At 74.0% G+C, this 26,084-nt stretch carries 24 protein-coding genes and 1 riboswitch; of the genes, 13 read left to right on the plus strand and 11 right to left on the minus strand.

Translation table 11 applies throughout. The features are described 5' to 3' along the window. Nucleotides 1–407: 407 nt before the first annotated feature. From chvE to CS2_RS09890, 5 genes are all read left to right on the plus strand, one after another. Nucleotides 408–1,565, plus strand: coding sequence for a multiple monosaccharide ABC transporter substrate-binding protein (gene chvE, locus CS2_RS09870; RefSeq protein WP_046528885.1), 1,158 nt, complete (start codon nucleotides 408–410; stop codon nucleotides 1,563–1,565). A gap of 85 nt (nucleotides 1,566–1,650) precedes the next feature. Continuing rightward, nucleotides 1,651–3,207 carry a multiple monosaccharide ABC transporter ATP-binding protein gene (gene mmsA / locus CS2_RS09875; protein ID WP_070319846.1) on the plus strand — a complete coding sequence of 519 codons (1,557 nt, stop codon included), beginning with the start codon at nucleotides 1,651–1,653 and terminating at the stop codon, nucleotides 3,205–3,207. After that, the gene (mmsB, locus tag CS2_RS09880) at nucleotides 3,204–4,382 is read left to right on the plus strand and encodes a multiple monosaccharide ABC transporter permease (RefSeq protein WP_070319847.1); all 1,179 of its coding nucleotides are present in this window, start codon (nucleotides 3,204–3,206) and stop codon (nucleotides 4,380–4,382) included. Before mmsA ends, mmsB begins: the two co-directional genes overlap by 4 nt. Nucleotides 4,383–4,506: 124 nt before the next feature. Further along, nucleotides 4,507–5,724, plus strand: a complete 1,218-nt coding sequence (locus tag CS2_RS09885) for an ROK family transcriptional regulator (protein WP_070319848.1) — start codon at nucleotides 4,507–4,509, stop codon at nucleotides 5,722–5,724. Between the two features lie 43 nt (nucleotides 5,725–5,767). Further along, nucleotides 5,768–6,574 (plus strand): ATP-binding cassette domain-containing protein, encoded by an 807-nt coding sequence (locus CS2_RS09890; RefSeq protein WP_226239034.1) that lies wholly within the window; start codon nucleotides 5,768–5,770, stop codon nucleotides 6,572–6,574. Between the two features lie 19 nt (nucleotides 6,575–6,593). Here the strand turns inward: CS2_RS09890 and CS2_RS09895 are convergent, their stop codons facing one another. The 3 genes from CS2_RS09895 to purU all read right to left on the minus strand — a co-directional run bounded on the left by CS2_RS09895 (nucleotide 6,594) and on the right by purU (nucleotide 9,687). Continuing rightward, a complete protein-coding gene (locus CS2_RS09895) occupies nucleotides 6,594–7,061 on the minus strand; it encodes an aromatic ring-opening dioxygenase LigA (protein ID WP_070319849.1) in 468 nt (155 codons plus the stop codon). A gap of 177 nt (nucleotides 7,062–7,238) precedes the next feature. Beyond that, the gene (locus CS2_RS09900) at nucleotides 7,239–8,660 is read right to left on the minus strand and encodes an extracellular catalytic domain type 1 short-chain-length polyhydroxyalkanoate depolymerase (RefSeq protein WP_070319850.1); all 1,422 of its coding nucleotides are present in this window, start codon (nucleotides 8,658–8,660) and stop codon (nucleotides 7,239–7,241) included. 160 nt (nucleotides 8,661–8,820) lie between these two features. Then, nucleotides 8,821–9,687 carry a formyltetrahydrofolate deformylase gene (gene purU / locus CS2_RS09905; RefSeq protein WP_046528879.1) on the minus strand — a complete coding sequence of 289 codons (867 nt, stop codon included), beginning with the start codon at nucleotides 9,685–9,687 and terminating at the stop codon, nucleotides 8,821–8,823. A 48-nt stretch (nucleotides 9,688–9,735) separates the two neighbouring features. On the opposite strand from purU, the gene CS2_RS09910 reads away from it, so the two are divergent. Further along, the gene (locus CS2_RS09910; protein WP_046528878.1) at nucleotides 9,736–10,227 is read left to right on the plus strand and encodes a GNAT family N-acetyltransferase; all 492 of its coding nucleotides are present in this window, start codon (nucleotides 9,736–9,738) and stop codon (nucleotides 10,225–10,227) included. Between the two features lie 159 nt (nucleotides 10,228–10,386). Here CS2_RS09910 and CS2_RS09915 read toward each other — a convergent pair whose 3' ends face one another. Then, nucleotides 10,387–11,337: a DMT family transporter gene (locus tag CS2_RS09915; protein ID WP_070319851.1), complete on the minus strand. Its 951-nt coding sequence runs from the start codon at nucleotides 11,335–11,337 to the stop codon at nucleotides 10,387–10,389. A gap of 39 nt (nucleotides 11,338–11,376) precedes the next feature. Between CS2_RS09915 and CS2_RS09920 the strand changes: the two genes are divergently transcribed. The 7 genes from CS2_RS09920 to CS2_RS09955 all read left to right on the plus strand — a co-directional run bounded on the left by CS2_RS09920 (nucleotide 11,377) and on the right by CS2_RS09955 (nucleotide 18,081). Then, on the plus strand, nucleotides 11,377–11,904 hold the full coding sequence (locus tag CS2_RS09920) for a MarR family winged helix-turn-helix transcriptional regulator (RefSeq protein ID WP_070319852.1): 528 nt from the start codon (nucleotides 11,377–11,379) through the stop codon (nucleotides 11,902–11,904). 57 nt (nucleotides 11,905–11,961) lie between these two features. After that, nucleotides 11,962–13,404: a hypothetical protein gene (locus CS2_RS09925; protein ID WP_070319853.1), complete on the plus strand. Its 1,443-nt coding sequence runs from the start codon at nucleotides 11,962–11,964 to the stop codon at nucleotides 13,402–13,404. A 180-nt stretch (nucleotides 13,405–13,584) separates the two neighbouring features. After that, entirely contained in the window at nucleotides 13,585–14,133 is a 549-nt protein-coding gene (locus CS2_RS09930) for a hypothetical protein (RefSeq protein ID WP_156442079.1), read from the plus strand. Between the two features lie 56 nt (nucleotides 14,134–14,189). Further along, a riboswitch (ZMP/ZTP riboswitch) is annotated at nucleotides 14,190–14,280 on the plus strand. Nucleotides 14,281–14,355: 75 nt separating this feature from the next. Then, a complete protein-coding gene (glyA, locus tag CS2_RS09935) occupies nucleotides 14,356–15,639 on the plus strand; it encodes a serine hydroxymethyltransferase (protein WP_070319855.1) in 1,284 nt (427 codons plus the stop codon). 12 nt (nucleotides 15,640–15,651) lie between these two features. Then, on the plus strand, nucleotides 15,652–16,533 hold the full coding sequence (locus tag CS2_RS09940; protein ID WP_046528873.1) for a bifunctional methylenetetrahydrofolate dehydrogenase/methenyltetrahydrofolate cyclohydrolase: 882 nt from the start codon (nucleotides 15,652–15,654) through the stop codon (nucleotides 16,531–16,533). Nucleotides 16,534–16,726: 193 nt separating this feature from the next. Next, a complete protein-coding gene (locus CS2_RS09950) occupies nucleotides 16,727–17,206 on the plus strand; it encodes a VOC family protein (protein WP_070319857.1) in 480 nt (159 codons plus the stop codon). Nucleotides 17,207–17,268: 62 nt separating this feature from the next. Further along, entirely contained in the window at nucleotides 17,269–18,081 is an 813-nt protein-coding gene (locus CS2_RS09955) for an exodeoxyribonuclease III (RefSeq protein WP_070319858.1), read from the plus strand. Between the two features lie 66 nt (nucleotides 18,082–18,147). Here CS2_RS09955 and CS2_RS09960 read toward each other — a convergent pair whose 3' ends face one another. The 7 genes from CS2_RS09960 to CS2_RS09990 form a co-directional block, all read right to left on the minus strand. After that, nucleotides 18,148–19,395, minus strand: a complete 1,248-nt coding sequence (locus CS2_RS09960; protein WP_070319859.1) for an ABC transporter permease — start codon at nucleotides 19,393–19,395, stop codon at nucleotides 18,148–18,150. Then, nucleotides 19,392–20,117, minus strand: a complete 726-nt coding sequence (locus CS2_RS09965; RefSeq protein WP_082131404.1) for an ABC transporter ATP-binding protein — start codon at nucleotides 20,115–20,117, stop codon at nucleotides 19,392–19,394. Before CS2_RS09965 ends, CS2_RS09960 begins: the two co-directional genes overlap by 4 nt. Next, nucleotides 20,114–21,766 (minus strand): efflux RND transporter periplasmic adaptor subunit, encoded by a 1,653-nt coding sequence (locus tag CS2_RS09970; protein ID WP_233421140.1) that lies wholly within the window; start codon nucleotides 21,764–21,766, stop codon nucleotides 20,114–20,116. The genes CS2_RS09965 and CS2_RS09970 overlap by 4 nt, the downstream gene beginning before the upstream one ends. A gap of 28 nt (nucleotides 21,767–21,794) precedes the next feature. Beyond that, nucleotides 21,795–22,799, minus strand: coding sequence for a hypothetical protein (locus CS2_RS09975; RefSeq protein ID WP_070319861.1), 1,005 nt, complete (start codon nucleotides 22,797–22,799; stop codon nucleotides 21,795–21,797). Nucleotides 22,800–22,970: 171 nt separating this feature from the next. Further along, nucleotides 22,971–24,179 carry an ABC transporter permease gene (locus tag CS2_RS09980; RefSeq protein WP_070319862.1) on the minus strand — a complete coding sequence of 403 codons (1,209 nt, stop codon included), beginning with the start codon at nucleotides 24,177–24,179 and terminating at the stop codon, nucleotides 22,971–22,973. Then, entirely contained in the window at nucleotides 24,176–24,976 is an 801-nt protein-coding gene (locus CS2_RS09985; RefSeq protein WP_070319870.1) for an ABC transporter ATP-binding protein, read from the minus strand. Before CS2_RS09985 ends, CS2_RS09980 begins: the two co-directional genes overlap by 4 nt. Beyond that, nucleotides 24,973–26,001, minus strand: a complete 1,029-nt coding sequence (locus CS2_RS09990) for a permuted SH3 domain-containing protein (protein ID WP_070319863.1) — start codon at nucleotides 25,999–26,001, stop codon at nucleotides 24,973–24,975. The genes CS2_RS09985 and CS2_RS09990 overlap by 4 nt, the downstream gene beginning before the upstream one ends. Nucleotides 26,002–26,084: the final 83 nt, after the last annotated feature.

Consider the following 26,084-nt stretch of genomic DNA (forward strand, 5'->3'; position numbering starts at 1 on the left):
GCCGGGGGCCGGCGGGCCGTGCGCGCCCACGCGCCACGTCGCGCGGCCGGTGCGTCGTCGCCGTGTCCGTCGGGACGCCTGGGTGCGGGACCCGAACAGTCGGGGAAGCCGTACGTCAGGGGTGGGGCGGGTCGGCCGTGCGCCGACCTCGCGCGTGGTCGCGCTCCCAGATCGCCCGGTCGGACGAGCGTCCGGAAGTTGTGATGAGTTCGTGACCGAGAAGGCATCGTTCGCGGTTGACTTCGGGTTCCGAACTTAAGCATGGTTGTCCCGCTGCACCGGGACGAGGACGACCCCCGTCGCGTCCGAGGCAGCCGGGTACATCCGGTCGGGCCGGCACAGCAGCCGCGTCCGTCCCCGAAGGGCTTCGGGACCGGGAACCTCTCGACGACGAGAAGGAGCACACGATGCGACGCAAGTTCACCATGGTGGCGGCGGCCGGAGCGCTCGCGCTCGGCCTCGCCGCCTGCGGCGGCGGCGGTGCCGGCGCCGGCGGCGGCAGCACCGAGGGCGCCGGCGGCGGCGCCGACCCGAGCGACATCACGATCGGCGTCGCGATGCCGACCGAGACCTCCGAGCGCTGGATCGCCGACGGCAAGGCCGTCAAGCAGGGTCTCGAGGACCTGGGCTACAAGGTCAACCTGCAGTACGCGGGCGACGACATCCCGACCCAGACCCAGCAGATCGACCAGATGATCACGAGCGGCGCCGACGTCCTCATCATCGCGTCGATCGACGGCACCGCCCTCACGAGCCAGCTCGAGAGCGCCGCCGCGCAGAACATCCCGGTCATCGCGTACGACCGCCTGATCCGCGACAGCGAGAACGTCGACTTCTACGTCACGTTCGACAACTTCGCGGTCGGCGTCGCGCAGGGCACCGCGCTGCTGCAGGGCATGGGCCTCATCGACGCCTCGGGCGTCGCGGTCCAGGGCGTGCAGGGCCCGCTCAACATCGAGCTGTTCGCCGGCTCGCCCGACGACAACAACGCCGGGTTCTTCTTCGACGGCGCGATGTCCGTGCTGCAGCCCTACATCGACAACGGCACGCTCGTCGTGAAGTCGGGCCAGACGGACTTCGACACCGTCGCGACGCTGCGCTGGTCGCAGGAGGCCGCCCAGAAGCGCATGGAGGACCTGCTCACCTCCACGTACTCCGACGGCTCGACGCTCTCGGGCGTGCTGTCGCCGTTCGACGGCATCTCGCGCGGCATCATCACGGCGCTCCAGGGCGTCGGCCAGGGCCCGACCATCGAGGCCGGCCTGCCGATCGTCACCGGCCAGGACGCCGAGATCGCGTCGGTCAAGCTCATCAACGACGGCGTGCAGTCCTCGACGATCTTCAAGGACACGCGCAAGCTCGCCGACCAGTCCGTCAAGGTCGCCGAGGCGTTCGTCAAGGGCGAGAAGCCCGAGGCCAACGACACCGAGACGTACGACAACGGCAAGAAGGTCGTCCCGTCCTACCTGCTGACGGTCGACACCGTCTTCGCGGAGGACATCGTCCCGCTGCTCGTCGACTCGGGCTACTGGACCGAGGCCCAGGTCCAGTCGGGCGTCGCCTGACCCGGTGACGCGGCCCGGCCGGGCGATCCCCGGCCGGGCCGCGCCCCCACCGCCCGCCATCCGACCACCACTGAACGGAGGGGTCATGGACCACAGCACCATCCTCGAGATGCGGTCCATCACCAAGACCTTCCCGGGCGTCAAGGCGCTGCAGGACGTCAACCTGACCGTGAGGCGCGGAGAGATCCACGCCATCTGCGGCGAGAACGGCGCCGGCAAGTCGACCCTCATGAAGGTCCTGTCCGGCGTCTACCCGCACGGCACCTACGACGGTGCCATCGTCTTCGAGGGGCAGGAGGTCGAGTTCGGCTCGATCAACGACTCCGAGGGCCGCGGGATCGTCATCATCCACCAGGAGCTCGCGCTGGTGCCGTACCTGTCGGTCGCCGAGAACATCTTCCTCGGCAACGAGGTGCGCGGCGCCGGCTCGCTGATCGACTGGAACAAGGCGAACGCCGAGGCGGCCAAGCTCCTCGCGCGCGTCGGGCTCGACGAGAACCCGACGACGCCCGTGTCGCAGCTCGGCGTCGGCAAGCAGCAGCTCATCGAGATCGCGAAGGCGCTGTCGAAGGAGGTCAAGCTCCTCATCCTCGACGAGCCGACCGCCGCGCTCAACGACAACGACTCCGAGCACCTGCTCGCGCTGCTGCGGCACCTGCAGCAGCAGGGCATCACCTCGATCATCATCAGCCACAAGCTCAACGAGATCGCCGAGATCGCCGACCGCACCACGATCATCCGTGACGGCCGCACCATCGAGACGATCGACATGTCCGACCCGGACTCGACCCAGGACCGCATCATCCGCGGCATGGTCGGGCGGGACCTCGAGCACCGCTACCCCGAGCGCACGCCGGAGATCGGCGACGAGGTCCTGCGGGTCGAGGACTGGACCGTCCGGCACCCCACGCAGGCCGACCGCGTCGTCATCGACCGTGCGTCGTTCACCGTGCGCGCGGGTGAGGTCGTCGGCATCGCGGGGCTCATGGGCGCCGGGCGCACCGAGCTCGCGATGAGCATCTTCGGCCGCTCCTACGGGCGCGGCATCACGGGCCGGATCTACAAGAACGGCCAGGAGATCCAGGTCCGCAGCGTCGACGAGGCGATCAACCACGGCCTCGCGTACGCCACCGAGGACCGCAAGCGGTACGGGCTCAACCTCATCCAGGACATCCGGCAGAACGTGTCCGCGGCCGGCCTGCGCCGCCTCGCGCGCCGCGGCTGGGTCAACGGCAACGAGGAGGTCCGGGTCGCCGAGGAGTACCGCGCGAGCCTGAACATCAAGACGCCGACCGTCATGGCGGTCGTCGGCAAGCTGTCGGGCGGCAACCAGCAGAAGGTCGTGCTGGCCAAGTGGCTCTACACCGAGCCGGACGTGCTGATCCTCGACGAGCCGACGCGCGGCATCGACGTCGGCGCGAAGTACGAGATCTACACGATCATCAACAAGATGGTCGCAGCGGGGAAGGCGGTCGTCGTCATCTCCTCCGAGCTGCCCGAGCTGCTCGGCATCTGCGACCGCGTCTACACCCTCGCGTTCGGGCGGATCACCGGTGAGCTGCCCGTCGCCGAGGCCACCCAGGAGCGGCTCATGGAGCTCATGACCATGGAGCGCGAGACAGCAAAGGACCTTGCCTCATGACGGCCATCGCCGGCTTCCGCGAGATGGTGACGCGGAACCTCCGCCAGAGCGGCATCTTCGTCGCGTTCCTCGTGATCGTCGCGCTCTTCTCGTTCCTGAACTCGAACTTCCTGAGCCCCGGCAACCTCACGAACATCGTCCTGCAGTACTCCTACATCCTGATCCTCGCGATCGGCATGGTCATGGTGATCGTGCTGGGGCAGATCGACCTGTCGGTCGGGTCGGTCGTGGCCCTCACCGGGGCCGTGTCCGCGGTCCTCGTGATCCGCAACGGCCAGCCCTGGTGGGTCGGCGTGCTCGCGGCGCTCGTCGTCGGCGGCCTGGTCGGCATGTGGCAGGGCTTCTGGGTCGCCTACGTGGGCATCCCCGGCTTCATCGTCACGCTCGCCGGCATGCTGCTGTTCCGCGGTCTCGCGCAGCGCGTGCTCGACAACGTCTCGCTGTCGCCGTTCGGCGGCACGTACTACGACATCGCCAACGGCTTCTCGACCAACGGCCTGCTCGGCGGCTACGGCGTGGACGTGTTCACGCTCGTGATCTTCGGCGTCGCGGTGGTCGGGTACGCCGTGAGCCAGTGGCGCACCCGCATGGGTCGCATCGCGTACCAGCAGGTCGTCGAGGCGCTGCCGCTGTTCGTGCTCAAGCTCGTCGCGATCGCCGCGGTCGTCATGTGGTTCGGCTACCAGCTCGCGCAGTCCCGCGGCCTGCCGAACATCCTCATCGTGCTCGCGGTGCTGATCCTGGCCTACTCGGTCATCACGCAGCGCTCGGTGTTCGGCCGGCACATCTACGCGATCGGCGGCAACCTCAACGCCGCGCAGCTGTCGGGTGTCAAGGTCCGCCAGGTGACGTTCTGGACCTTCGTCAACATGGGCCTGCTGGCCGGTGTCGCGGGCGTCGTGTTCTCGTCCCGCATGAACGGCGCCCAGCCGGGCGCGGGCAACATGTTCGAGCTCGACGCGATCGCCGCGGCGTTCATCGGCGGCGCGTCGACGACCGGCGGCGTCGGCCGCGTGACGGGCGCCATGACCGGTGCCCTGATCATGGCCGTCATGAGCAACGGCATGCAGCTCATGGGCGTCCCGCAGTCCGTCCAGCAGATGGTCAAGGGCCTCGTGCTCCTGCTGGCCGTCGCGTTCGACGTCTGGAACAAGCGGCGCGCCGAGGCGCGCTGACACCACCCGCGCGCCCCGTGCCGGACACCCGGTGCGGGGCGCGCGACGTGCGGCTCCGGCCAGGACCGACGTACGCGTCGGTGCCCAGTTCCGACCGCTAGGCTCGGCCGACGTGAGGGGACCGATGTCGGGATCGCAGTCGTCCCTGCGGGGCGCGAACCGCGCGCTCGTCGTCGAGACCGTCAAGCGCTACGGCGGTCTCACGCAGGTCGAGCTCACCGCCGCCACGGGGCTCTCGCCCGCGACCGTCTCCTCGATCGTCAAGGAGCTGCTCGCCGCGGGCGTCGTCGACACCCACGGCACCATCCGCTCGGGTCGGCGCGCACAGCTCGTCACGATCGCGCGCCGCACGGGCCTCGCCGCCGGCGTCGACGTCGGCCCGCGGCACCTGCGGGTCGCGCTCGGCGACGTCACGCGCGAGATCGTCGCCGAGCAGACGCTCCCGCTGCCCGCGGACCACCGCGCCGACACGACGCTCGACCGCGTCGCGCTGCTCGTGATCGACCTGCTCGAGCGGGTCGGCGCGTCGGTCGACGAGCTCGTCGGCCTCGGGGTCGGGCTGCCGGCGCCCGTCGAGCCCGGCACGGGCCTCGTGACCGTGCGCGGCCTGCTGCGCGGGTGGGACGAGGTGCCGGTCGTGCACGTGCTGGCCAAGCGCCTGGCCAAGCCCGTGCTGGTCGACAACAACGCGAACCTCGGGGCCCTCGCCGAGAGCCGGTTCGGTGCCGCGCGCGGCTACCAGGACGCGGTGTACGTGTCGGTGGGCGCGGGCACGGGCGCCGGGATCATCCTGTCGGGGCACCTGCACCGCGGGTTCGGCGGCACGGCCGGCGAGATCGGGCACGTGCAGGTCGACCCGCAGGGGCGCATCTGCCGGTGCGGCAGCCGCGGCTGCCTCGACACGGTCGTCGGGTACCCGGCGCTGGTCGAGCCGCTCACGGTCAGCCACGGCACGCTCACGCTGCGCGACCTCGTGCAGCACGCGGTGGACGGCGACCCCGGGTGCCGGCAGGTGGTCGCCGACGCCGGTGCGGTGATCGGCGGCGTGGTCGCGGGCATGGCGATGGTGGTCAACCCGCAGTGCGTCGTCGTCGGCGGCGAGCTCGCGGAGACGGGCGACCTGCTGGTGCAGCCGATGCGCGAGGCCATCGCGCGGCGCGTGCCGCTCAACCAGATGGTCACGCTCGACGTCGTCCCCGGGGACCTCGGCGTCCGGGCGAAGGTGCTCGGCGCCCTCGCGCTGGTGCTCGAGGCGACCGATCAGATGGGTGCGGACGTCGGCGCCGGGCACGGCACGGGCGGCGAGGACGGCACGGCGGCCACCGGGGAGCAAGGTGGCTGACAGGTTTGACGCCCCCGGGAGCGGGGGAAACACTGGTCGGTACGTGCGCGACGAAGGGCAGGTGGGCGAGGCCGTGGGTGTCGGCAGGCGGACCCCTGTGCTGTCGGTGCAGCAGGTGTCCAAGCGGTTCGGGGCGGTCGAGGCGCTCGTCGGGGTCGACCTCGTCGTCCACCCGCACGAGGTCGTGGCCCTGGTCGGCGACAACGGCGCGGGCAAGTCGACGCTCGCCAAGATCATCTCGGGCGTGCTGCAGCCCGACGCGGGCCTGCTCGAGATCGGCGGCGAGCCCGTCGCGCTGCCGTCGCCGTCCGACGCGCACCAGGCGGGCGTCGCGACGGTGTTCCAGGACTACGCGCTGTGCGAGAACCTCGACGTCACCGCGAACCTCTTCCTGGGGCGCGAGCTGCGCGAGCGCACGCTCATGCGCGAGGGCGAGATGGAGCGGGTCGCACGGCGCATCCTGCACGACCTGTCGAGCCGGATCCCCGCCGTCCGCACGCCCGTGTCGCACCTGTCGGCCGGGCAGCGGCAGACCGTCGCGATCGCGCGGACCCTCATCGGGTCGCCGCGCCTCGTGGTCCTCGACGAGCCCACGGCGGCGCTGTCGGTCGCGCACACGGCGGAGATCCTCACGCACATCGAGCGGCTGCGGGAGCTGGGGCTCGGCGTCGTGCTCATCAGCCACAACCTCAACGACGTGCGCGCCGTGTCGGACCGCATCGAGGTGCTGCGGCACGGCCGCAACAACGGCTCGTTCGACGCACGCCACGTGTCGCAGGAGGAGCTGCTGGCGGCGATCACGGGCGCGACGCAGGTCGCGCCCGTGACCACCTCGGTCGGGCTGCGGTAGCCCGGCGGTCGAGCGGGGGTCAGTGCGCGGCGACGCTGCGCAGGCCGAACCCGCCGAGCACGAACCCGGTGCCGGTGCCGACGACGGCGAGCGCGACCCCGAACGCGATGACGGACGTGAGCAGCGAGCCGCGCACGAACGTCCCCTGAGCGACGGTGTCGCGCATCGGGTCGTCCTGGTCCATGGTCGCGTAGGTCTCGCCGTCGGCCATGGCGGAGATGTGGCCCTTGATGGCCTCGGTCTGCGCGAATGCGGTCCACGGCGACGAGATCTGCTGACCGGCGAAGGCGGGTGCGTCTTCTGCGACCATGGCGCGCTCGGACGCGAGGCCCTGGGAGACGGCGACCCAGGCGCCGGCGCCGCCCAGGATCATGAGCGCGCCGAGCGCGACGAGGAGCGTGCCGAGCAGGCGGACGCGTCGAGCGTTGCGGCGTCCGGGTGCGTCGTCGGTGCGCGGGGCGGTGCTGGCTGCGACGTCGGCGGTCATGGGTGTCCTTCCGATGGCCGGTGGCGTCCTCGTGGACGTCCGGCGACCACGGTGATGGGTGAAATCTCAAGCACGCACCCCGTGAAACGGTTCGTATGACCTGGGTCACAGACTTTCGTCTCTGGCGTCCGGGACGTGGACCGGCCCCGCACTTGCCCGTGCGGGGCCGGTCACGTCTCAGGCGACCACGCAGGAGGCCCCGTTGAGCGTGAACGCGGACGGCGCGGTGTTGGTCCCGCCGTGCGTGCCGTTGAACCCGAGCTGCACCGAGCCGCCCGGCGGGATCACGCCGTTCCAGGCCGCGTTCGTCACCGTGACCTGCGCGCCCTGCTGGGTGGCGGTCCCGCTCCACGCCTGCGTCACCTGCTGACCCGACGGGAACGCGAACCGCAGCGTCCAGCCGCCGACCGCGGTCGCGCCGTCGTTGCGGACCGTCACCGACGCCGTGAAGCCGGTCGGCCACTGGTTCGCCGTGTAGGTCACCGTGCAGGCGCCGGCGGGGGCCGTCGGGGTCGACGTGGGCGTCGGCGTCGGGGTGGGCGTCGGCGTGGGCGTGGGGGTCGGGGTGGGGGTCGGCGTGGGCGTGGGTGTCGGCGTCGGGGTGGGCGTCGGGGCCGGCTGGTCGAGCCCGAAGAACGCGATCGCGGCCGCGGCGTCGACCGGCAGGTTGTGCGTCGTGCCCTGCAGCCGGTTCGTCTCGAACGGCGCCCGGGTGCCCGTGCCGCCGTACCGGGCGCGCGTGCGGTTGCCGAGCGTCTCGGTCGACGCGGGCGCCGCGCTGATCCCGAGCACGTCGGTCCACTGCTTGGTGGCCTCGGTGAAGTTCTGGAAGCTCAGCGTCTCGTCGTTCGTGCCGTGCCACAGCTGCACGCGCGGCCGCGGGCCGCTGTACCCGGGGTAGGTGGCGCGGGCCAGGTCGCCCCACTGCTGCGCGGACAGCACGCGCCGTCCCTGTGCGCAGTCGCTGTTCCAACCGGCCTGCGCGGTCGTGCCGGGCTTCGGCCCGCCCGTCGCGAAGCACGTGGCCGGGACGCCCGCGAACGCTGATCCCGCCGCGAACACGTCGGGGTACTCGGCGAGCAGCAGCTGCGTCGTCATGGCCCCCGAGGACACACCCGTGACGAACACGCGCGAGGGGTCCGTCTGGTAACGCTGCTGCACGTAGCGCACCATCTGCACGATGCTCTGCGGGTCGCTGCCGCCGTCACGCGTCATCGCCGCGGCCGACGAGACGTCGAAGCAGTTCCCCGGCCGGTTGGTGCTCGGGTACACCGCGATGAAGCCGTGCTGCGACGCGAGCTCGTCGAACTGCGAGCCGTTGAACATCGCCTGCGCGCTGCCCGTGCAGTAGTGCACGACGACGAGCACCGCGGGGTCGGGCGCGACGCGGTCGGGCACGAACAGGTGCATCCTGAGCCCGCCGGGGTTGCTGCCGAACCCGGTCACCTCGACGAGCGAGGCCGCCTGCGCCGGGGGAGCGGTCGCCACGCCCGCGCCGCCCACGGCCGCGAGGGCGAGGACGGCGGCGGCCAGCGTCGCGCGCAGCGCGCCGGGCGGCCGGGTGCGTCGTGGCCGGGTGCCGGTTCGGGTCGTACGCATGGGTCCTCCGCCCCGCCGGCCGTGCCGGCGCTGGTCGCGCGGCCCGTCGTCGTCGGCGGGCCGTCGGCCAGAGCATCGACCCCGTGGTCGCGGCCCGGCAGGGCCCGAACCGTTTCGCGCGGCACCGGGGGTGTGGCCGCCCCGGTGCCGCGCGGTGGTCTCAGCGGAAGACGATCGTGCGGTGCCCGTCGAGCAGCACGCGGTGCTCGGCGTGCCACCGCACCGCGCGCGCGAGCGCGCGCCGCTCGACGTCCTGCCCGAGCGCGACCAGGTCGGCCACGGCGTGCGAGTGGTCGACGCGCTCGACGTCCTGCTCGATGATCGGCCCCTCGTCGAGGTCGCCGGTGACGTAGTGCGCGGTCGCACCGATGAGCTTGACGCCGCGCTGGTGCGCCTGCGCGTAGGGGCGTGCGCCCTTGAACGACGGCAGGAACGAGTGGTGGATGTTGATGACGCGACCCTCGAGCCGGCGGCACAGGTCGTCCGACAGGATCTGCATGTACCGCGCGAGCACGACGAGCTCGACGTCGAGCTCCTCGACGAGCTCGAGCAGGCGGGCCTCGGCGGCGGCCTTGGTCGCGGACGTCACGGGGACGTGGTGGAACGGGATGCCGTAGAAGTCCGCGAGGGGGCGCAGCGCGTCGTGGTTCGAGACGACCGCCACCAGGTCGACGGGCAGGTTCTCGGCCTGCTGGCGGAACGCGAGGTCGTTGAGGCAGTGCGCCGCGGTCGACACCATGACGAGCGTGCGCACGGGGCGCCCGGCCACGTCGAGCCGCCACGTCATGTCGAAGCGCTCGGCGAGCGCCGCGAGGTCGGCGCGCAGCCGCTCGGCGGGCACGTCGGTCGACACCTGCACGCGCATGAAGAACAGCCCCGACAGCGGGTCCCCGAACTGCTGCGACTCGGTGATGTTGCCGCCGTGCTCGGCCAGCAGCCCCGCGACGGCGGCGACGATGCCCGGGCGGTCGGGGCACGACAGGGTCAGGACGAGGTGGGTCGGGTCGACATCCGAGGTGTGGGACACGAGGCCCGAGAGTAGTGCGCGGGCCGCGCGGGCTGAGACGATGACCGCATGACGGCCCTCGACATCCGCCCGGTCACGGTCGACGACGCCGGTGAGCTGCTCACGCTGCGGCGCGCCGCGTTCGTCACCGAGGCGCAGCAGTACGGCGACCCGAACATCCCGCCGCTGACGCAGACGCTCAAGGAGCTCAAGGCCGACCTCACGGCCGACGGCGTCATCACGCTCGGCGCGTGGTGGGGGCACCGGCTGGTCGGGTCGATCCGCGTCCTCGTCGAGGGCGGCAAGGCGACGCTCGGCCGGTTCGCCGTCGCGCCCGACCTGCAGGGCAAGGGCATCGGCACCGAGCTGCTCTCCGCGATCCTGCCGACCCTCCCGGACGGCATCGAGGAGGTCTGGGTGTTCACGGGCCGCGACTCGCTGCAGAACATCGCGCTCTACAACAAGGCCGGCTACGAGCACCAGCACGACCAGACCGCCGGCGACCTCACGTACGCCTACCTGCGCAAGCTGCTCGGCGACGGCGAGGCCGTCCAGGTCTGACGCCCTCACCTGCTCGACGCTCCGCTCGGCACCCCGCACGCCCCGCGACCCGACTTTCGTGCGGCGTGCGGCACGGAGAGGGCGTGGCCCGGGACGACGTGCCGCTCGAGCCGACGCTCCAGGTCGCGGGCTGCGCGATGTGGGTGAGCTGCTGAGGCGTCAGCGGCCCGCGCTCGCGGGCTCGGCCTGACGGTCGAGGGCGCCGCTGGGCGGGGGCGGCACGGCGGCGGTCGCCGCGGGTCGCCGCCGTCGGCGCAGCAGCGCGTGCGCCGCGGGCTGCCCCACGACGACGCCCGCGAGCACGGCGACGACGCCCGCGACCTGCAGCGGCCCGAGGCGCTCGCCGCCCAGCGCGAGCCCGACGGCGACGCCGGTGACGGGGTTGAGCAGGCCGGCGAGGCCGACCGACCCGGCGGGCAGGTGCCGCAGCGCGGCGAACCACGCGACGTAGGCCAGGGCCGTGGCGACGAGCGACACGTAGGCGATGCCGAGCCAGCCGCGGCCGTCGAGCACCGGTGGGGCGCCCTCGGCGAGCGCGGCGACGGGCACGAGCAGCAGTCCGCCGGCGACGAGCTGCCAGGACGTGGTGGCGAGCACGTCGACGTCGTCCTTCCAGCGGGTCGCGAGGACGAAGCCGACCGACGACATGACCATGGCGGTCGCACCGGCGGCGACGCCGACGGGGTCGACGGCGACGGCGCCCGTGACGAGCATCGCGACGACGCCCGCGAGCCCGAGCGCGGCACCGAGCATCGAGGCCAGCCGCGGGCGCTGCCCGAGCAGGGGCCACGCGACGAGCGCGAGCACGAACGGCGAGACGGCCATGACGGTCGACGCCACCGACGTGGGCAGGCGCTGGGCGGCGACGTACACGAGCACGAAGAACGCGCTCATGTTGATCGCGCCGAGCACCAGGGAGCGCCACCACCAGGAGCCGCGCGGGCGGCGCCGCGAGAGCGCGAGCAGCACGAGCCCGGCGGGCAGCGCGCGCAGCACCGACCCCCACAGCGGGTGGCTCGCGGGGAGCGTGTGGGCGGTGACGTAGTAGGCGGCTCCCCAGGTGACGGGGGCGATCGCGGCGACGAGCGACCAGCGCCAGGTGTTTTCCACGGAAGACAAAATATCTGACGAGGAAGATATATTCCAGCCATGCCCGCGTCGCGCACGTCACCCACCCCCGACCGGCTCGACCTCGTCGGCGCCGCCTGGCGCGCCGAGCGTCCCGACCTGGACGTCCGGCCCCAGCAGGTCATCGGACGCCTGCACCGCGTCGCCAACCACCTGACGGCCGAGCTCGTCGCGGTCTACGAGCGGCACGGCCTGTCCGAGGGGGACTTCGACGTCCTCGCGACCCTGCGCCGCGCGGGCGCCCCCTACGCGCGGTCGTGCGGCGACATCGCCGCGCACACGCTCGTCACCAGCGGCGGCGTCACCAAGCGCGTCGACCGCCTCGAGCGCGCCGGCCTCGTGACCCGCCGCGTCGCCGACGACGACGCCCGCGCACGCCTCGTCGAGCTCACGCCCCGCGGCCGCGAGGTCATCGACGCCGCGTTCACCGACCACATGGCCAACGAGCACCGCCTGCTCGACGCGCTCACGCCGCAGGACGCCGACACCCTCGAACGGATCCTGCGCACGTGGCTCGCCGCGCTCGAGGAGCCGCCCGCCACCGCCTGACGGTGCGCGTGGCCTCGGGTCGCTCCAGGACGGACCCGGCGCGACCGATACCTCTGCGTGGACACGACCGCGACGCCCGGCCCCGACGTGGACGACCGCTCCGTGCGGTCCTGGGCGCAGCACGCCGAGGCACTCGGCGAGCCCGGGCTGGCCGCGGACCTGCTCACCACGGTCGACAGGGCCGACGTCGGCCACCTCGCACGGCTCGCGCTCCTCGACGGTCGCCCGGCCGACGCTCTCACGCTGCTGGCCCGCGGCGGCGCCGACGTGGTGCCCGCGCACGGGCCGACGTCGCCCGAGCACGTCGTCGCCGCAGCAGCGCGTGCCGCGCAGGGGGACGAGGGCGCGCTGGTCACCCTGCTGCACGTCGGCTCGAGGGTGGCGGACCCGCAGCAGCGCGCCGACTTCCTGCGGCTGCTCGCGGCCGCGGCCGGGCCGGCCGGGCGCCACGACCTCGCGGACGACGCCTGGGTCACGCTCGTCTCCGAGCACGGGGACCGCACCCCGCAAGGCCTCGGGGGGTGGGCGGCCGCGCACGTCGCGCGCCGGGACGCTGCGCGCAGCACCGACGCGGTGCGCGCCGTCGTCGGCGTCGCGCGCGGCCTCCAGGAAGCGCTGCCCGCCGCGGCCGACGACGCCGGCGCGACCACGCTCGCCGTCCGTGACCTGCAGCGGCGGGGCGACCGCGCGGGCGCGGCGCTCCTGGCGGCGGCGGTCGCGCGCGGTGGGCGGACGAGCCCGGACCTGCGTGCGCTGCGCGACGAGACCGCGCTCCACCGGCGCCGCGCGCCCACCGTCGTCCCGTGGATCCTGGCCCTGCTGCTGCTCCCGCTCGGCGTCGTCGGCATCGCGCTGGGCATCGGCGTCGTCGAGGTCCTGCGGCGCGTGTGGCGGCGCGTGCCTGGCGTCAGCCTGTGCGACGAGCGGGGCTGGGACACGGTGGACGGTGCACGGCTCGACGACGGTCGCCAGACCGGCGCGCACAGCGAGGTCCGGCCGCTGCCAGCGCTGGCCGCGCTCGTCGGCTTCGTCGCGGGCATCGGCGTGGCGTTCGAGGTCGACGCGCGGGTGCGGGCGCTCGTGCCGGGCCTCGGTGACGGATGGGCGATGCTGCTGTGGGCGGTGCCGCTGCTGGGGGTGCCCGCGCTGTCCTTCGTCCTGGTCGAGAGCGCGCGTCGCGCGCTGGTGCGGAGGCGCGTGGCACGCGAGGGCGCCGCGGACCGGGCCGCGCAGCTGCGGAGCGCCGGGGCGTGCCGGTGCTGGGACCCGGTCGCGGCGGTCGGGCCGTTCGCCGCGGCCTACGCGTCGGAGCACCTCGTGGCTGCGCCGCGCTGCACGAGCCTGCCGCGCGGCACCGCCGTGCGTCGCTGCCCCCTGACCGACATGCCCTGGCTGGTGACCACGACGACGGGCGGCCGTGCGACGCTCGTGCTGCGGGGAGCCCCGCCGCTCCCGGCGGCCGCTGCGCCGCCGCCGCCCGGGACCGCGGGATACCTCTGAGCGGCACGCCGCGTCCGCGAGGGCGACGCCGACGTCCGCGCGGCACCGCGCCGCGCCGGCACCCCGCCGCGGACCCGTGCCGTTGTGCGCAGCAGCACCGGCGGCCCGGCCAGGTCCGTGCCAGGCCGCCGCCCGCTAGCGTGGGCGACGCCCGACGAGGGGCGGACGCGAGAGGGCGGCATGAGGCGCGGACGGGTCCTGGCAACGGGCGTGGCCGTGGTGGTGGTGGCGGGCGGCGCGCTGCTCGCGCCGATCGCCCCGGCGACCGCGGGGCACCGCTCGGTCGTCCTCGAGCCGCGGGACCAGGACCCGTGCGCGACCGTCACGGTCCCGGCCGAGATGTCGTGGTCCGTGCGCCGCGGGCCCGTCGTCGCGCGCTGGACGGACGTCGCGCTCGCGACGACGTCGATCCGCATCGACGTCGACCCCGCCTGCGCGGCCGACGAGCGCGTGAGCTGGGTCGGGGCCGACCTGCGGCGCGCCGACCGGCCCGACGACGGGACTCTCGTGCCTCCGCTCGGGGGCGTCGGGTGGGCGGAGGACGCCGCCCAGGGCGACCTGCGGGGCGAGATCGGGACCCCCGACCTCGACCTCGCGTCGGGCTGGACGGGGGCCGACGGCGAGTGGTGCGGCGACCTCACGTTCGTCGTCGAGGTCACCCGCACCGGAGCCGACGGCATCACCCGCACGCCGCGTCTGGAGCACCCCGTGCGGGTCTGCACCGGCTGAGCCCCGCCGACCGACGCCCGGACGGCCGTGCCCCGCGGCGCGCACGGTTGCTACGCTGTCCCGGTCGCGACTGGCGCAGCAGGGTGGGTCACCACCGGGGAGCGACGCAGCAGCTGGACCGACGGGTCGGACGCCTGGGCCCCACGGTCACCCCACACCCATCGGTGTGCGGGTGCGCCGGGAGCGACCCGCACAGTTGACTGCGACAGGAGAGCACCCCGCATGAGCGACAACGTGCTGGACCAGAACATCGCCGACCTCGACCCCGAGATCGCCGCCGTCCTCGACCGCGAGCTGGCCCGCCAGCAGGGCACCCTCGAGATGATCGCGTCCGAGAACTTCGTGCCGCTCGCGGTCCTGCAGGCGCAGGGCTCGGTGCTCACCAACAAGTACGCCGAGGGCTACCCGGGCCGCCGCTACTACGGCGGCTGCGAGGAGGTCGACGTCGCCGAGACCATCGCGATCGAGCGGGCCAAGGCCCTGTTCGGCGCGGAGTTCGCGAACGTCCAGCCGCACGCCGGCGCCACCGCGAACGCGGCAGTGCTGCACGCCATCGCACGCCCCGGCGACACGATCCTCGGCCTCGCCCTCGACCAGGGCGGCCACCTCACGCACGGCATGAAGATCAACTTCTCCGGCCGCCTGTACGACATCGTCGCCTACGGCGTGGACCCCGAGACGTCCCTCGTGGACATGGACGAGGTCCGTCGCCTGGCCCTCGAGCACCGGCCGAAGGTCATCGTCGCGGGCTGGTCCGCGTACCCGCGCCAGCTCGACTTCGCCGCGTTCCGCGCGATCGCCGACGAGGTCGGCGCCTACCTGTGGGTCGACATGGCGCACTTCGCGGGCCTCGTGGCCGCGGGCGTGCACCCCAACCCGGTGCCGCACGCGCACGTCGTGTCCTCGACCGTGCACAAGACGATCGGCGGCCCCCGCTCGGGCTTCATCCTCACCAACGACCCCGACCTGGCCAAGAAGATCAACTCCGCGGTGTTCCCCGGCCAGCAGGGCGGCCCGCTCATGCACGTCATCGCGGCGAAGGCGACGGCCTTCAAGATCGCCGGCACCCCGGAGTTCCGCGACCGGCAGGAGCGCACGCTGCGCGGCGCGCGGATCATCGCCGAGCGCCTGGGCCGGCAGGACGCGAAGGACGCGGGCGTCGCGGTGCGCTCCGGCGGCACCGACGTCCACCTCGTGCTGGTCGACCTGCGCGAGTCGCCCCTGGACGGCAAGCAGGCCGAGGACCTCCTGCACGAGGTCGGCATCACGGTGAACCGCAACGCGGTCCCGAACGACCCGCGCCCGCCGATGACCACCTCGGGCCTGCGCGTCGGCACCCCGGCGCTCGCGACCCGCGGCTTCGGCGACGCGGAGTTCACCGAGGTCGCCGACATCATCGCCGAGGCGCTCGTCGGCGGTTCTGCGGCCGACGTCGAGGCGCTGCGCGCCCGCGTGCGCACGCTCACCGAGGCGTTCCCGCTGTACCCCGGCCTGAAGCAGTACTGAGCGGAGACCCCGATGACCGCTCAGAAGCTCGACGGCACCGCGACCGCGGCCGCCCTCAAGGCCGAGCTCACCACGCGCGTCGCGGCGCTCGCCGCGCGCGGCGTGGTGCCCGGGCTCGGCACCCTGCTCGTCGGCGACGACCCCGGCTCGCGCTGGTACGTCAACGGCAAGCACAAGGACTGCGCCGAGGTCGGCATCGCCTCGATCCGCGAGGACCTGCCCGCCGACGCCACGCAGGCCGACATCGAGGCCGCCGTGCGCCGCCTCAACGACGACCCCGCGTGCACCGGGTTCATCGTGCAGCTGCCGCTGCCGAAGGGCATCGACACGCACCGCGTGCTCGAGCTCGTGGACCCGGCCAAGGACGCCGACGGCCTGCACCCGACGAACCTGGGCCGGCTCGTGCTGCGCGTCAACGAGGAGATCGACTCGCCGCTGCCGTGCACGCCGGCCGGCATCGTCGAGCTCCTCGAGCGGCACGGCGTCCCGCTCGCGGGGGCCGACGTGGTCGTCGTCGGGCGCGGCGTGACCGTCGGCCGCTCGATCGGGCTGCTGCTCACGCGTCGCGCGATCAATGCGACCGTCACCCTCACGCACACCGGTACCGCCGACCTCGCGGCGCACACGCGCCACGCGGACGTCGTCGTCGCGGCCGCGGGCGTGCCCGGCATCGTCACGGCCGACATGGTGAAGCCCGGTGCCGCGGTCGTCGACGTGGGCGTCTCGCGCGCCACCGACCCGGAGACCGGCAAGAGCCGCGTCGTCGGTGACGTCGCGCCCGACGTCTGGGACGTCGCGTCGTGGGTCAGCCCCAACCCCGGGGGCGTCGGGCCCATGACGCGCGCGATGCTGCTGCAGAACGTCGTCGACACCGCCGAGCGTCAGGCCGGCTGAACGACCGCCGGCACGAGGCCCGGACGCGCGAGCGTCCGGGCCTCGTCGCGTCCGGTGCCGGTGCGGCGCGAGCCCGGAGGAGCGGTGCCGGTGCTGCGGCGCGGCCGGGCGGTGACGAGCTCGGGCGGCGATGAGTTCGGCGCGTGCCGCGGGTCTGCCCCGTCGTCCACCCGCACGCGACGAGGAGCCGACCATGACCGCGATCCGCACCCACCTGTGGTTCCCCGAGCGCGGGGCCGAGGCCGCCGAGTTCTGGGTGTCCGTCGTCCCGAACTCGCGCATCACCCGCGTCGTCCCCGCGGCGCAGGGCGTGCCCGACGTCGAGCCCGGCGCACCGTTCGTCGTCGAGCTCGAGCTCGACGGGCACGCCGTCACCGTGCTGACCGCGGGGCCGTCCTTCACGCTCGACGAGGCGTTCTCGTTCGTCCTCGCGGTCGACACGCAGGAGGAGGTCGACCGCTACTGGGACGCGCTGGCCGCCGACGGCGGGTCGCACGGTCCGTGCGGCTGGCTCAAGGACCGCTTCGGCGTCTCGTGGCAGGTCGTCCCGCGCGCGCTCGACGACATCATGGGTCGCCCCGACGCCGCGGGCGTGCAGCGCGCGACGCAGGCGATGCTGCAGATGACGAAGCTCGACGTCGCCGCGCTCGAGGCCGCCTACGCGGGGGAGTGAGACCCGCCACGACCGCCCCGGGGGCCGCCGGCGGTGTCGGTGGCGTGGGGCAGGATGGCCGCGTGCTGACAGTCGCCACGGTCAACGTCAACGGGATCCGCGCCGCGTTCCGGCGCGGCATGGGGGAATGGCTCGACGTCCGCAAGCCGGACGTGCTGCTGCTGCAGGAGGTGCGCGGCAGCGACGAGATCCTCGCCGACCACCTCTCGCCCGACGAGTGGCACCTCGCGCACGAGGCCGGCCACGCCAAGGGGCGGGCGGGCGTCGCGATCGCGACCCGGCTGCCCATGAGCGCCGTGCGGATCGGGCTCGGCACGGGTGTCACCGGGGACGCCGGCCGGTGGGTCGAGGCCGACCTCGAGGTCGCGGGGGAGGACGGGACACCCGCCCGGACGCTGACGGTCGTGTCGGCGTACCTGCACTCCGGGACGGTCGGGACGCCGTCGATGGACGAGAAGTTCGCGTTCCTCGAGCACGTCACCGCGCGGCTCGCCGAGCTCGCGGCCGACGGGCGTCTCGCGGTGGTCGCGGGCGACGTGAACATCGCGCACCGCGAGGTCGACATCAAGAACTGGCGCGGCAACGTCAAGAAGGCGGGCTTCCTGCCCGAGGAGCGCGCCTACCTCGACCGCTGGTTCGACGACCTCGGGTGGCGCGACCTCGGTCGCGAGCACGGCGGCGACGGCCCCGGGCCGTTCACGTGGTGGTCGTGGCGCGGGCAGGCGTTCGACAACGACGCGGGCTGGCGCATCGACTACCAGCTGGCGACGCCGGCGCTCGCGGAGCTCGCACGCACGGTGACGGTCGACCGTGCCGCGACGTACGACGCCCGGTTCTCCGACCACGCCCCGCTCGTCGCGGAGTACGCGCTCTGACCCCGCACGACGGCGGCCCGCGGACCAGGTCCGCGGGCCGCCGTCGTCGCGAGGCGGAGGGGTCCGTCAGACCCCGCCGCGCAGCGCCGAGATCGGCTCGATCGACGCGGCCTTGAGCGACGGGTACAGCCCCGCCAGCAGGCCGATGAACCCGCCCGCGAGGGCGGCGACGCCGACCATGCGCAGGTCGAGGATCGGGGTCCAGCTCTGCACGGCGGACACGGTCGTCACGGCCGCGACGCCGAGCGCCGCGCCGACCATGCCGCCGAGCAGCCCGACCACCACGGACTCGACCATGAACTGCGCGGCGATCTGCCGCCGCGTCGCCCCCAGCGCGCGGCGCAGGCCGATCTCGCCGACCCGTTCGAGCACCGACAGCAGCGTGACGTTCGCGATGCCCACCCCGCCGATGAGGAGGGCGACGGCACCCAGGGCCAGGAAGATCGTGTTGATGTCCGCCTGGACGCTCTGGCGGACCGACGACGTCGACGGCGGTGCCTGGACCGTCACCGTCTCCGGAGAGTTCGGGTTCAGCGCGGTCGGCAGCTGGGACGCCACCACGGGGCCGGCGGCCACCGCGATGTGCAGGTGCAGCTCCTGCGCCGACGTGAGACCCAGGTCGGCGCGTGCGGTGCCCATCGGCAGGACCACGGCCGACCGCATGTCGGTGCGGCGCACCATGCCGTCCACCACGCCGATCACCTGGTAGGCGCGGTCGCCGATGAAGATCGACGGCTGGCGGTCGACCCGGCTCACCCCCAGGCGCTGCGCCGCGTCGACACCGAGCACCACGACGCGGTCGCCGCGCGCGTCGTGGCCCTCGTCGAAGAAGCGGCCCTGCACGACCCGCCCGTCGAGGGCGTCGAGCGCGTGCGCGGTCGTCGCCAGCAGCGTGGGGCTCGTGACCCGCGCCGCCGACGGGTCGTGCACGGGCACGGCGGTGACGTCCCGGTCGCCGGCGTCGACCTCGGCGACGAGCGCGGCGGCGTCGACGCCGTTGAGCCGCTCGGCGCGGTCGGGCGCGTCCCACGGCAGCGGGGCGAGCGAGCGCTCGTTGCCGTCGAACCCGCGGTTGGTGGCCGGCTTCGCGACGGCCTGCGTCGCGGCCACCGCGTCGAACTGCTTGTTGATCTGACCGGCCGCGGTCTGCGCGAGCCCGACCGTCACGACGACCGACGCGATGCCGAGCACCGTGCCGAGGATCGTGAGGACCAGACGGCCCGGCCGGGCGCCGATTCCGGCCGCCGCCTCGGCGAGCAGGTCGCGCGGGCCGAACCGGTCGGTGCGGGGCACGCGCTGCGCGACGGCGGTCATGCGATCTCCCGCAGGTGCCCGTCGGCGATGCGGACGCGCCGCTGCGCGCGCGCCGACACGTCGTCCTCGTGCGTGATGACGAGCAGCGTGAGGCCACCGGCGTGCAGCTCGTCGAACAGCTCGAGCACCGCCTCCGAGCTCTCCGAGTCCAGGTTGCCGGTCGGCTCGTCCGCGAGGAGCACGCGCGGCTGCGACACCACGGCCCGTGCGACGGCGGTGCGCTGGCGCTCGCCGCCCGACAGCACGGTCGGCGGGAAGTCGAGGCGGTGGGACAGGCCGACGCGTTCGAGCGCGGCGACGGCGCGGTCGCGGCGCTCCGCGCGCGGCACACCGCTGTAGATGGTCGCGAGCAGCACGTTCTCCAGCACCGAGCGGTGCGGCAGCAGGTGGAACGCCTGGAAGACGAAACCGATGTGCCCGGCCCGCAGCGCGGCCCGCTCGCGCTCGCCCGCGTGCGCCGTCGGGATGCCGTCGAGCAGGTACTCGCCGTCCGACGGCCGGTCCAGCAGGCCCAGCAGGTTGAGCAGCGTCGACTTCCCGGACCCCGAGGGCCCCACGACCGACAGGTACTCACCGGCGCCGACGCGCAGGTCGGCCGGGTGCAGGGCGTGCACGGGCGGGTCGCCGGGGAACTGGCGCGTCACGCCGCGCAGCTCGACGACCGGCGGGACCTCGGACGGCGACTCCGGGGGCGCGTCGCCGAGCAGGTCCAGGACCGTCACGCGTCCTCCCCGGACTCGTCCGACCCGTCGTCGCCACCGCCGCCGTCGGCTGCGGCGCTGACTCCCACGACGACGAGGTCGCCCGCCTTGAGCGGCTGCTTCGCGTCGCTGATCTCGACGAACCCCGAGGCCGCGAGGCCGGTGGTCACCTCGACGAGCGTGCTCGTGCCGTCCGCCATGACCTCGATCCGGCTCTCGCCGCCCGGTCCCGCGGTGAGCGCCGCGAGCGGGACCGCGAGGACCTCGCCGTCGGTCGAGCTGACGGGCACGCGCACGCGCACGTTGCTGCCCTGGATCGACGTGAGCTGCTCGGGCGTGAGGTCGCCGACCGTGAAGACGACCCGGCGGCGGTCGCCCGCGGGGGCCTTCGCGCCGTCGTCGGACCCGGTGCCGGACGCGGCGTCCGGCTTCGCGTCGGGCTCCGTGACCTCGGCGACCGTCACGGGGACGTCGGCGCCGTCGACGCTCATGGTGCCGACCGTGCCGGGCGTGAGGAGCTCGGCGTCGGCGCGCGACGCGGTGGCGGTGACCTGCACCGTCGCGCCGGACACGCTCATGAACTTGCCCTGGACGACCCCGCCGCGCTCGACGGAGACGGCGTCGACGCGCCGCGGCAGCGACGGCAGGTACACGACCTCGTTGGCCGGCAGCGGGGTGAGCGCGTCGGTCTGCGCCTCGGCGAGCGCGTCGCGTGCGGCCTTGAGCTGGTCCTGGGCCGACCGCACGGCGTCACGCTCGGCGGTGGTGTCCGGCGCGACGTCGAGCGCGGCGCGCTCGGCCCGCGCCGTGCCGAGCGCGGACTCGGCGGCGACGAACGCCGGGGCCGCGCAGCTCGCGACCGAGGGGTCCCGGTACTGCGGGCCGGGCTCGGCGCCGTCGGGCGTCATCGGCACCGGAGGCTTCGCGCACTCCTGGCGCAGGTACGTCAGCTCGGCCTCGGCCACCCGCACGGCGCCGTCGAGCTGGGCGACCGACTGCCCCGCGGCGCCGCCCCGGCCCGCGGTCGCGAGCGCCGACTGCGCGCTGCGCACGCCGGCCTCCGCGCTGGTCACGGCCTCCTGCGCGGCGCGCACGGCGCCCGTGACCTCCTCGCCGCCGGTGGGGGACTCGTAGCCGACCTTCTGGTACAGGGCGCGCACACCGGCGGCGGTGGTCGAGTCGTAGGTCGCACCCCCCGGGTCGCCGCCGTCGATCCCGACCGCGCGCAGCGCGGCCTTGAGCTGCTGCACGTCGGGCCCGGAGACCCCTGCGCGCAGCGTGCGGTACGTGGGCAGGTCGCCGGGCAGGGCGATCACGGGGCGGCCCGCGACCTCGAGCACCACGGTCGCGGGGTCGACGGTCGCGCCGACCTCCTTGACCTGACCGGTGACGACGGCCGGGCCGCCGAGGTCGCCGACCTCGACCGTGAGGTCGACCGGGTCGTCGTAGCCGACGTCGCCGCGCAGGACCACCTCGTTGCCGATGACGCGGCTCTCGACGGGGACCGTGATGGGCCCGGCCGTGGGGGCGGCGGCGTTGGCGGCCGCCTGCCCGGGCGACACGATCAGGCGCGACAGCCCGAGGCCCGCCGCGAGGCACACCACGGCGACGACGGCCATGGCGACGATGGTGCGGCGGCCGCCGCTGACATGGCTCGAGACCGTGCTCACGATGAACTCTTCTGCTCGGTGCGTCGCGTCACTTCGACGCGGTCTGCTTGTCGGCGATCGCCTGGAGCTGCGCGCCGTACTTGTCCCACATGCGCTTCTCCAGCGCGAGGTTGGCCGCCTTCAGGGCGTCGGCGTACCCGGCGGAGTCCTTGCACTCCCAGTCCGCGGTCGCGAGCGCGATCTCCTTCTTCTTCAGCTCGGCCATCTTCGTGGCGTCGGGCTGGTAGTCGAAGTTCGCGAGCTCCTCGTCGGTGGCGCCCTCCGGCGGTGCGACCGAGTCGTACAGACCGCTGAGCTCGTCGTAGACGCTCTGCCGTGCCTCGTCGGGCGTCGCGAAGTCGTAGCCCGCGTCGGCGAGGCACGAGGCCCACTTCTCCTGCGCCTCACGGAGCTTCGGGTCGTCGGCCATGTTCTCGTACTCGGCGCTCATCTCGTCGCTGAGCTGCTTCATCGCCGGGTCGTCCCAGAGCTGGTTCTCCTCGTAGACCTCGTGCTGGGCCTTGCCCTGGCACCCGGCCTCCTCCCAGTTGTACTCGTACTCGGCCTCCGCCTCGGGGTCGGCGTCGGGGTCGACCTCGGGGGCCGCGCCGTACAGCGCCTCGTAGAACGCGGTCTGCTCGCCCTCGGACATGCCGGCGACGTAGTCGGCGTTGGGGTCGACCTGCTCCTCGCCGCTCGTGGCGCCGCCGAACAGCTCGTCGCTCGTCGACGCGCCGTAGCCGTACTGCTCCGCGAACTCGCGCGACTCCCAGTCGGGCGCGTCGTCGCCGCCCATGACGCCCTGCGACCCGGTCTGCGGGACGTTCGGGGAGTACTCGAAGCCCTCCTCGCTCATGCACGCGGCGACGATCTCCTCGGCCCGGCGCTGCTGCTCGGTCGCCTCGTCCTGGTCGTAGGAGCCCCCGATCTTCTCGAAGAAGGCGGTCAGCGGGCCCGTCTCGGCGTCCGACGGCGACGAGTCCCCGCTCGTGCAGCCCGCGAGGACGAGCGCCGCGATCGCGGCGGCGACGGGCAGGACGGTGGTACGACGCATCGGTGGGCCTCTCGGAAGGGGTCGCGACGAGCGAGGATCGGGCACTCGGTCACCGACGCCCGCGACGGGCGTCACGGCGACCCTAGCGAAGCCCCGGTTGCGGGGTGGTCATTCTGCGGTATGAGACCGAGGCCGGGGTTGGCATCCTCGAGACGGGTGTCCGGGCCCAGGTCAGTAGCGGATCGCGTCGATCACCTTGACGCGCACGGCGACCGTCGCGGGGATGAGCCCGGCCAGCGCTCCGACGCCGGTCGCGCACGCCAGGCCGACCAGCGCGGCCGAGACGGGGAACGGCGGGCGGTCCTGGATGCCCCCGCCGAACAGCACGTCGACGGGCACGTTCTTGATGACCGCGACCGCGAGCACGATGCCCACGAGCCCGGCCACGAGTGTCGCGACCACCGACTCCATGAGCACGCCGAAGAAGATGCGCCCGGACGTCGCCCCGAACGACCGACGGATCCCGATCTCACGGATCCGGTGGCGCACGGTCACGAGGGCGATGTTCACGAGGCCCAGGCCGCCGAGCAGCAGGGCGATGCCCCCGACCCCGAGCGCGACCCACCGCGCAGCGCCGTCGAGCGCGCTGTACCCGGACCCGCGGTTGTCCCACACGCTGACCTGCCACCCGGGGAGCACGGCCGCGACGTCGCGCTCCAGCCGGTCGGACAGGTCGCCGGCGACCTCGGGCGGCACCCACACCTTGAGGGTCGGCGCGGGCTGGCCCGGGCCGGTGGTCCCGGCAGGCACGTACCAGCGCACGAGCTGCTCGTACAGCACCATGGCCTGCGGCGTCTCGCCCTGCCAGCGCTGCGGCGTCACCCCGACGATCGCTGCGCGCACGGGGTGGTCGTCGCCGAGCAGGACGGTCGGGTGGCCTGCGAGGTCGTCGAGGCCGAGCGCGGCGAGGAACGCCGGGTTGACGACGAGCACGGGGGCGAACGCGTCGGCGTCGGCGTCGGCGAACCACCGCCCGTCCTCGACCGAGATGCGCTGCATGACCGCGAGGTCGGGGTCCACGGCCCGCACGTCGACGCGCCGGGTGCCGTCGGGGAAGCGGAACGGGACCTGGGTGTACCAGTCGCGCGAGGCCCACGTGATGTCGTAGCGCTCGAGGGCGCGCGCGTACGCGGCGTCGAGCTCGGTCGGCGCCGCCGCCTGCTCGGACTGCGGCCACGCGTCGACCCCGAGGGTGACCTGCCGGCCCGAGTCGCGTTCCAGGGTCTCGGCGTAGCCCTGCGTGAGCATCTGGACCGCCGCCGTCACGGCGGTGATCGCGGCGACCGCGACGGCCACGCCGACGAGTGCGAGCAGGACCCGCAGCTTGTGCAGCCGCAGCTCGTCCCAGGCCTCGACGATCGCGCCGACGACCCCGGTCACGGCTGCACCTGCGCGGGGGCGGAGGGGCCGATCTCGGGCACGGCGGCGCCGGGGAGCCGGCGCGTCCCCGGCAGGGTCGGCACGTCGCCCACCCACTCGTGCGCCGCGCCGTGCAGGTCGACGGGCACCAGGACGCCCTCGGCGAGCCGGTAGTGGCGCTGCGCGCGGGCCGCCACCGCCAGGTCGTGCGTGATGGTGACGAGCGCCGCACCGGTGATCGACGCGATCTCGTCGAGCAGCGCCATGACCTCCTGGCCCGTCTCGACGTCCAGCGCGCCGGTCGGCTCGTCGGCGAGGATCACGCGCGGCCCGCGGACGAGCGCGCGGGCGATGGCGACGCGCTGCTGCTCGCCGCCCGACAGCTTCTCGGGCATGGTGTCGAGCCGGTCGCCCAGCCCGACGCGGTCGAGCATCTGCGCGGCGATCGCGCGCCGGCGCCAGAACTGCCGGCCCGGGGCGTACATCAGCGGTGCCGCGACGTTCTCCAGCGCGGTGCGACCCGGCAGCAGGTTGAACTGCTGGAACACGAAGCCGAAGTCGCGGCCCCGGCGGCGCGTGCGCTCCCGGCCGGACAGCCGCCCGATGGGGACGCCCTCGAGGCGGTACTCGCCGGCCGTGGGCGCGTCGAGGAGCCCGAGGATGTTGAGCAACGTCGACTTGCCGGTGCCGGAGCGCCCGACCACGGCGACGTGCTCGCCCGCCCCGACCGTCAGGGTCACGCCCCGCAGGATCTCGAGCAGGCGGTCGTCGGGCAGCCGCACCGACCGCGTCACCTCGGTGAGCTCGAGCAGGCTCATCCGCCGCACACCCTCGGGTCGTACTGGCTCGGGTCGGCGCAGTCGACCTCGCCCTCGCCGCCGGGGACCGGCACGAACTGCAGGACCTGGTCGCCCAGCGCGAGGCCCTCGGTGATCTGGACGACCTCGCCGTCGGTCAGGCCGAGGCCCACGCTGCGCTGCTCGGGCTCGGCGTCGGGGGACGCGACGACCCACACGTTGCCGCGCTGGACGGTGCCCTGGACCGCGGTGACGGGGACGACGACCGCGTCCGCGGCCGTCCCGTTGACGATCTCGAGGTCGGCGCCGAGGCCGGGGAACGCCGTGACGTCCGCGGGCACGGCGCACGTCACGGTGCCCGACGCCGACGCGCCGTCCGTGCCCGGCTCGGCGGGGTCGGCGCCCGGCGGCGGCGCGGCGGCGCCGACGCGCAGCTGCGTGCACACGAACGGTGCGGGGCCACCCTTGAGGGTGACCTGGGCCTCGGTCGGCGCGCCGACGAGGCGGTACTGCTGGTCGGGCGTGAGCGTGCCGGTGACCGACAGCGACCCGGGGGCGACGTTGCCGAGCGTGTCGCCGACCGACACGACCTGGTCCTTGAGGGTCGGCAGTGACAGCGTCCCCGCGACCGGTGCCGTGACCTTCTCGAGGACGACCTTGGGGGCGCGCTCGGTCACCGTGGTCTCGCCCGTCTCGGGGTCGGTCCTGGTGAGCGGGTCGCGCGGGGTCTCCTGGCGGATCTCGAGGACGGGTGTGCCGGCGTCGACGTGCTGGCCGTCGGTCGCCAGCAGCGTCGACACCGTGCCGGCGAGCGTGGCGCGGACGGCGACCGGCGGGTCCGCGGCGACCGAGGCGGTGACCTTCACGGTGTTGGTGATGCTGCCCGTGGTCGCCTCGACGGTCGGCTCGACGACGCGGCCGGTGGGCTGCTCGCCGGTGGCCTGGGTGCTGACGTCGGCACCCGCGAACGCGATCTTCACGAGCGCGACGGCGATCACCGCCCAGACGAGCAGTCGCAGGCTGGGGAAGACGTATCGGCGGACCACGGTGCGTGGTGCTCCTCACGGGGGTCGACGACGGACCGCGGCGACGGGAGGGCGCGTCGGCCACCTGGCGCGTCGCACGCTAC

It is taken from the genome of Cellulomonas iranensis NBRC 101100 = JCM 18110 (assembly GCF_001552375.1).
In the GTDB taxonomy this organism is placed as follows: domain Bacteria; phylum Actinomycetota; class Actinomycetes; order Actinomycetales; family Cellulomonadaceae; genus Cellulomonas; species Cellulomonas iranensis.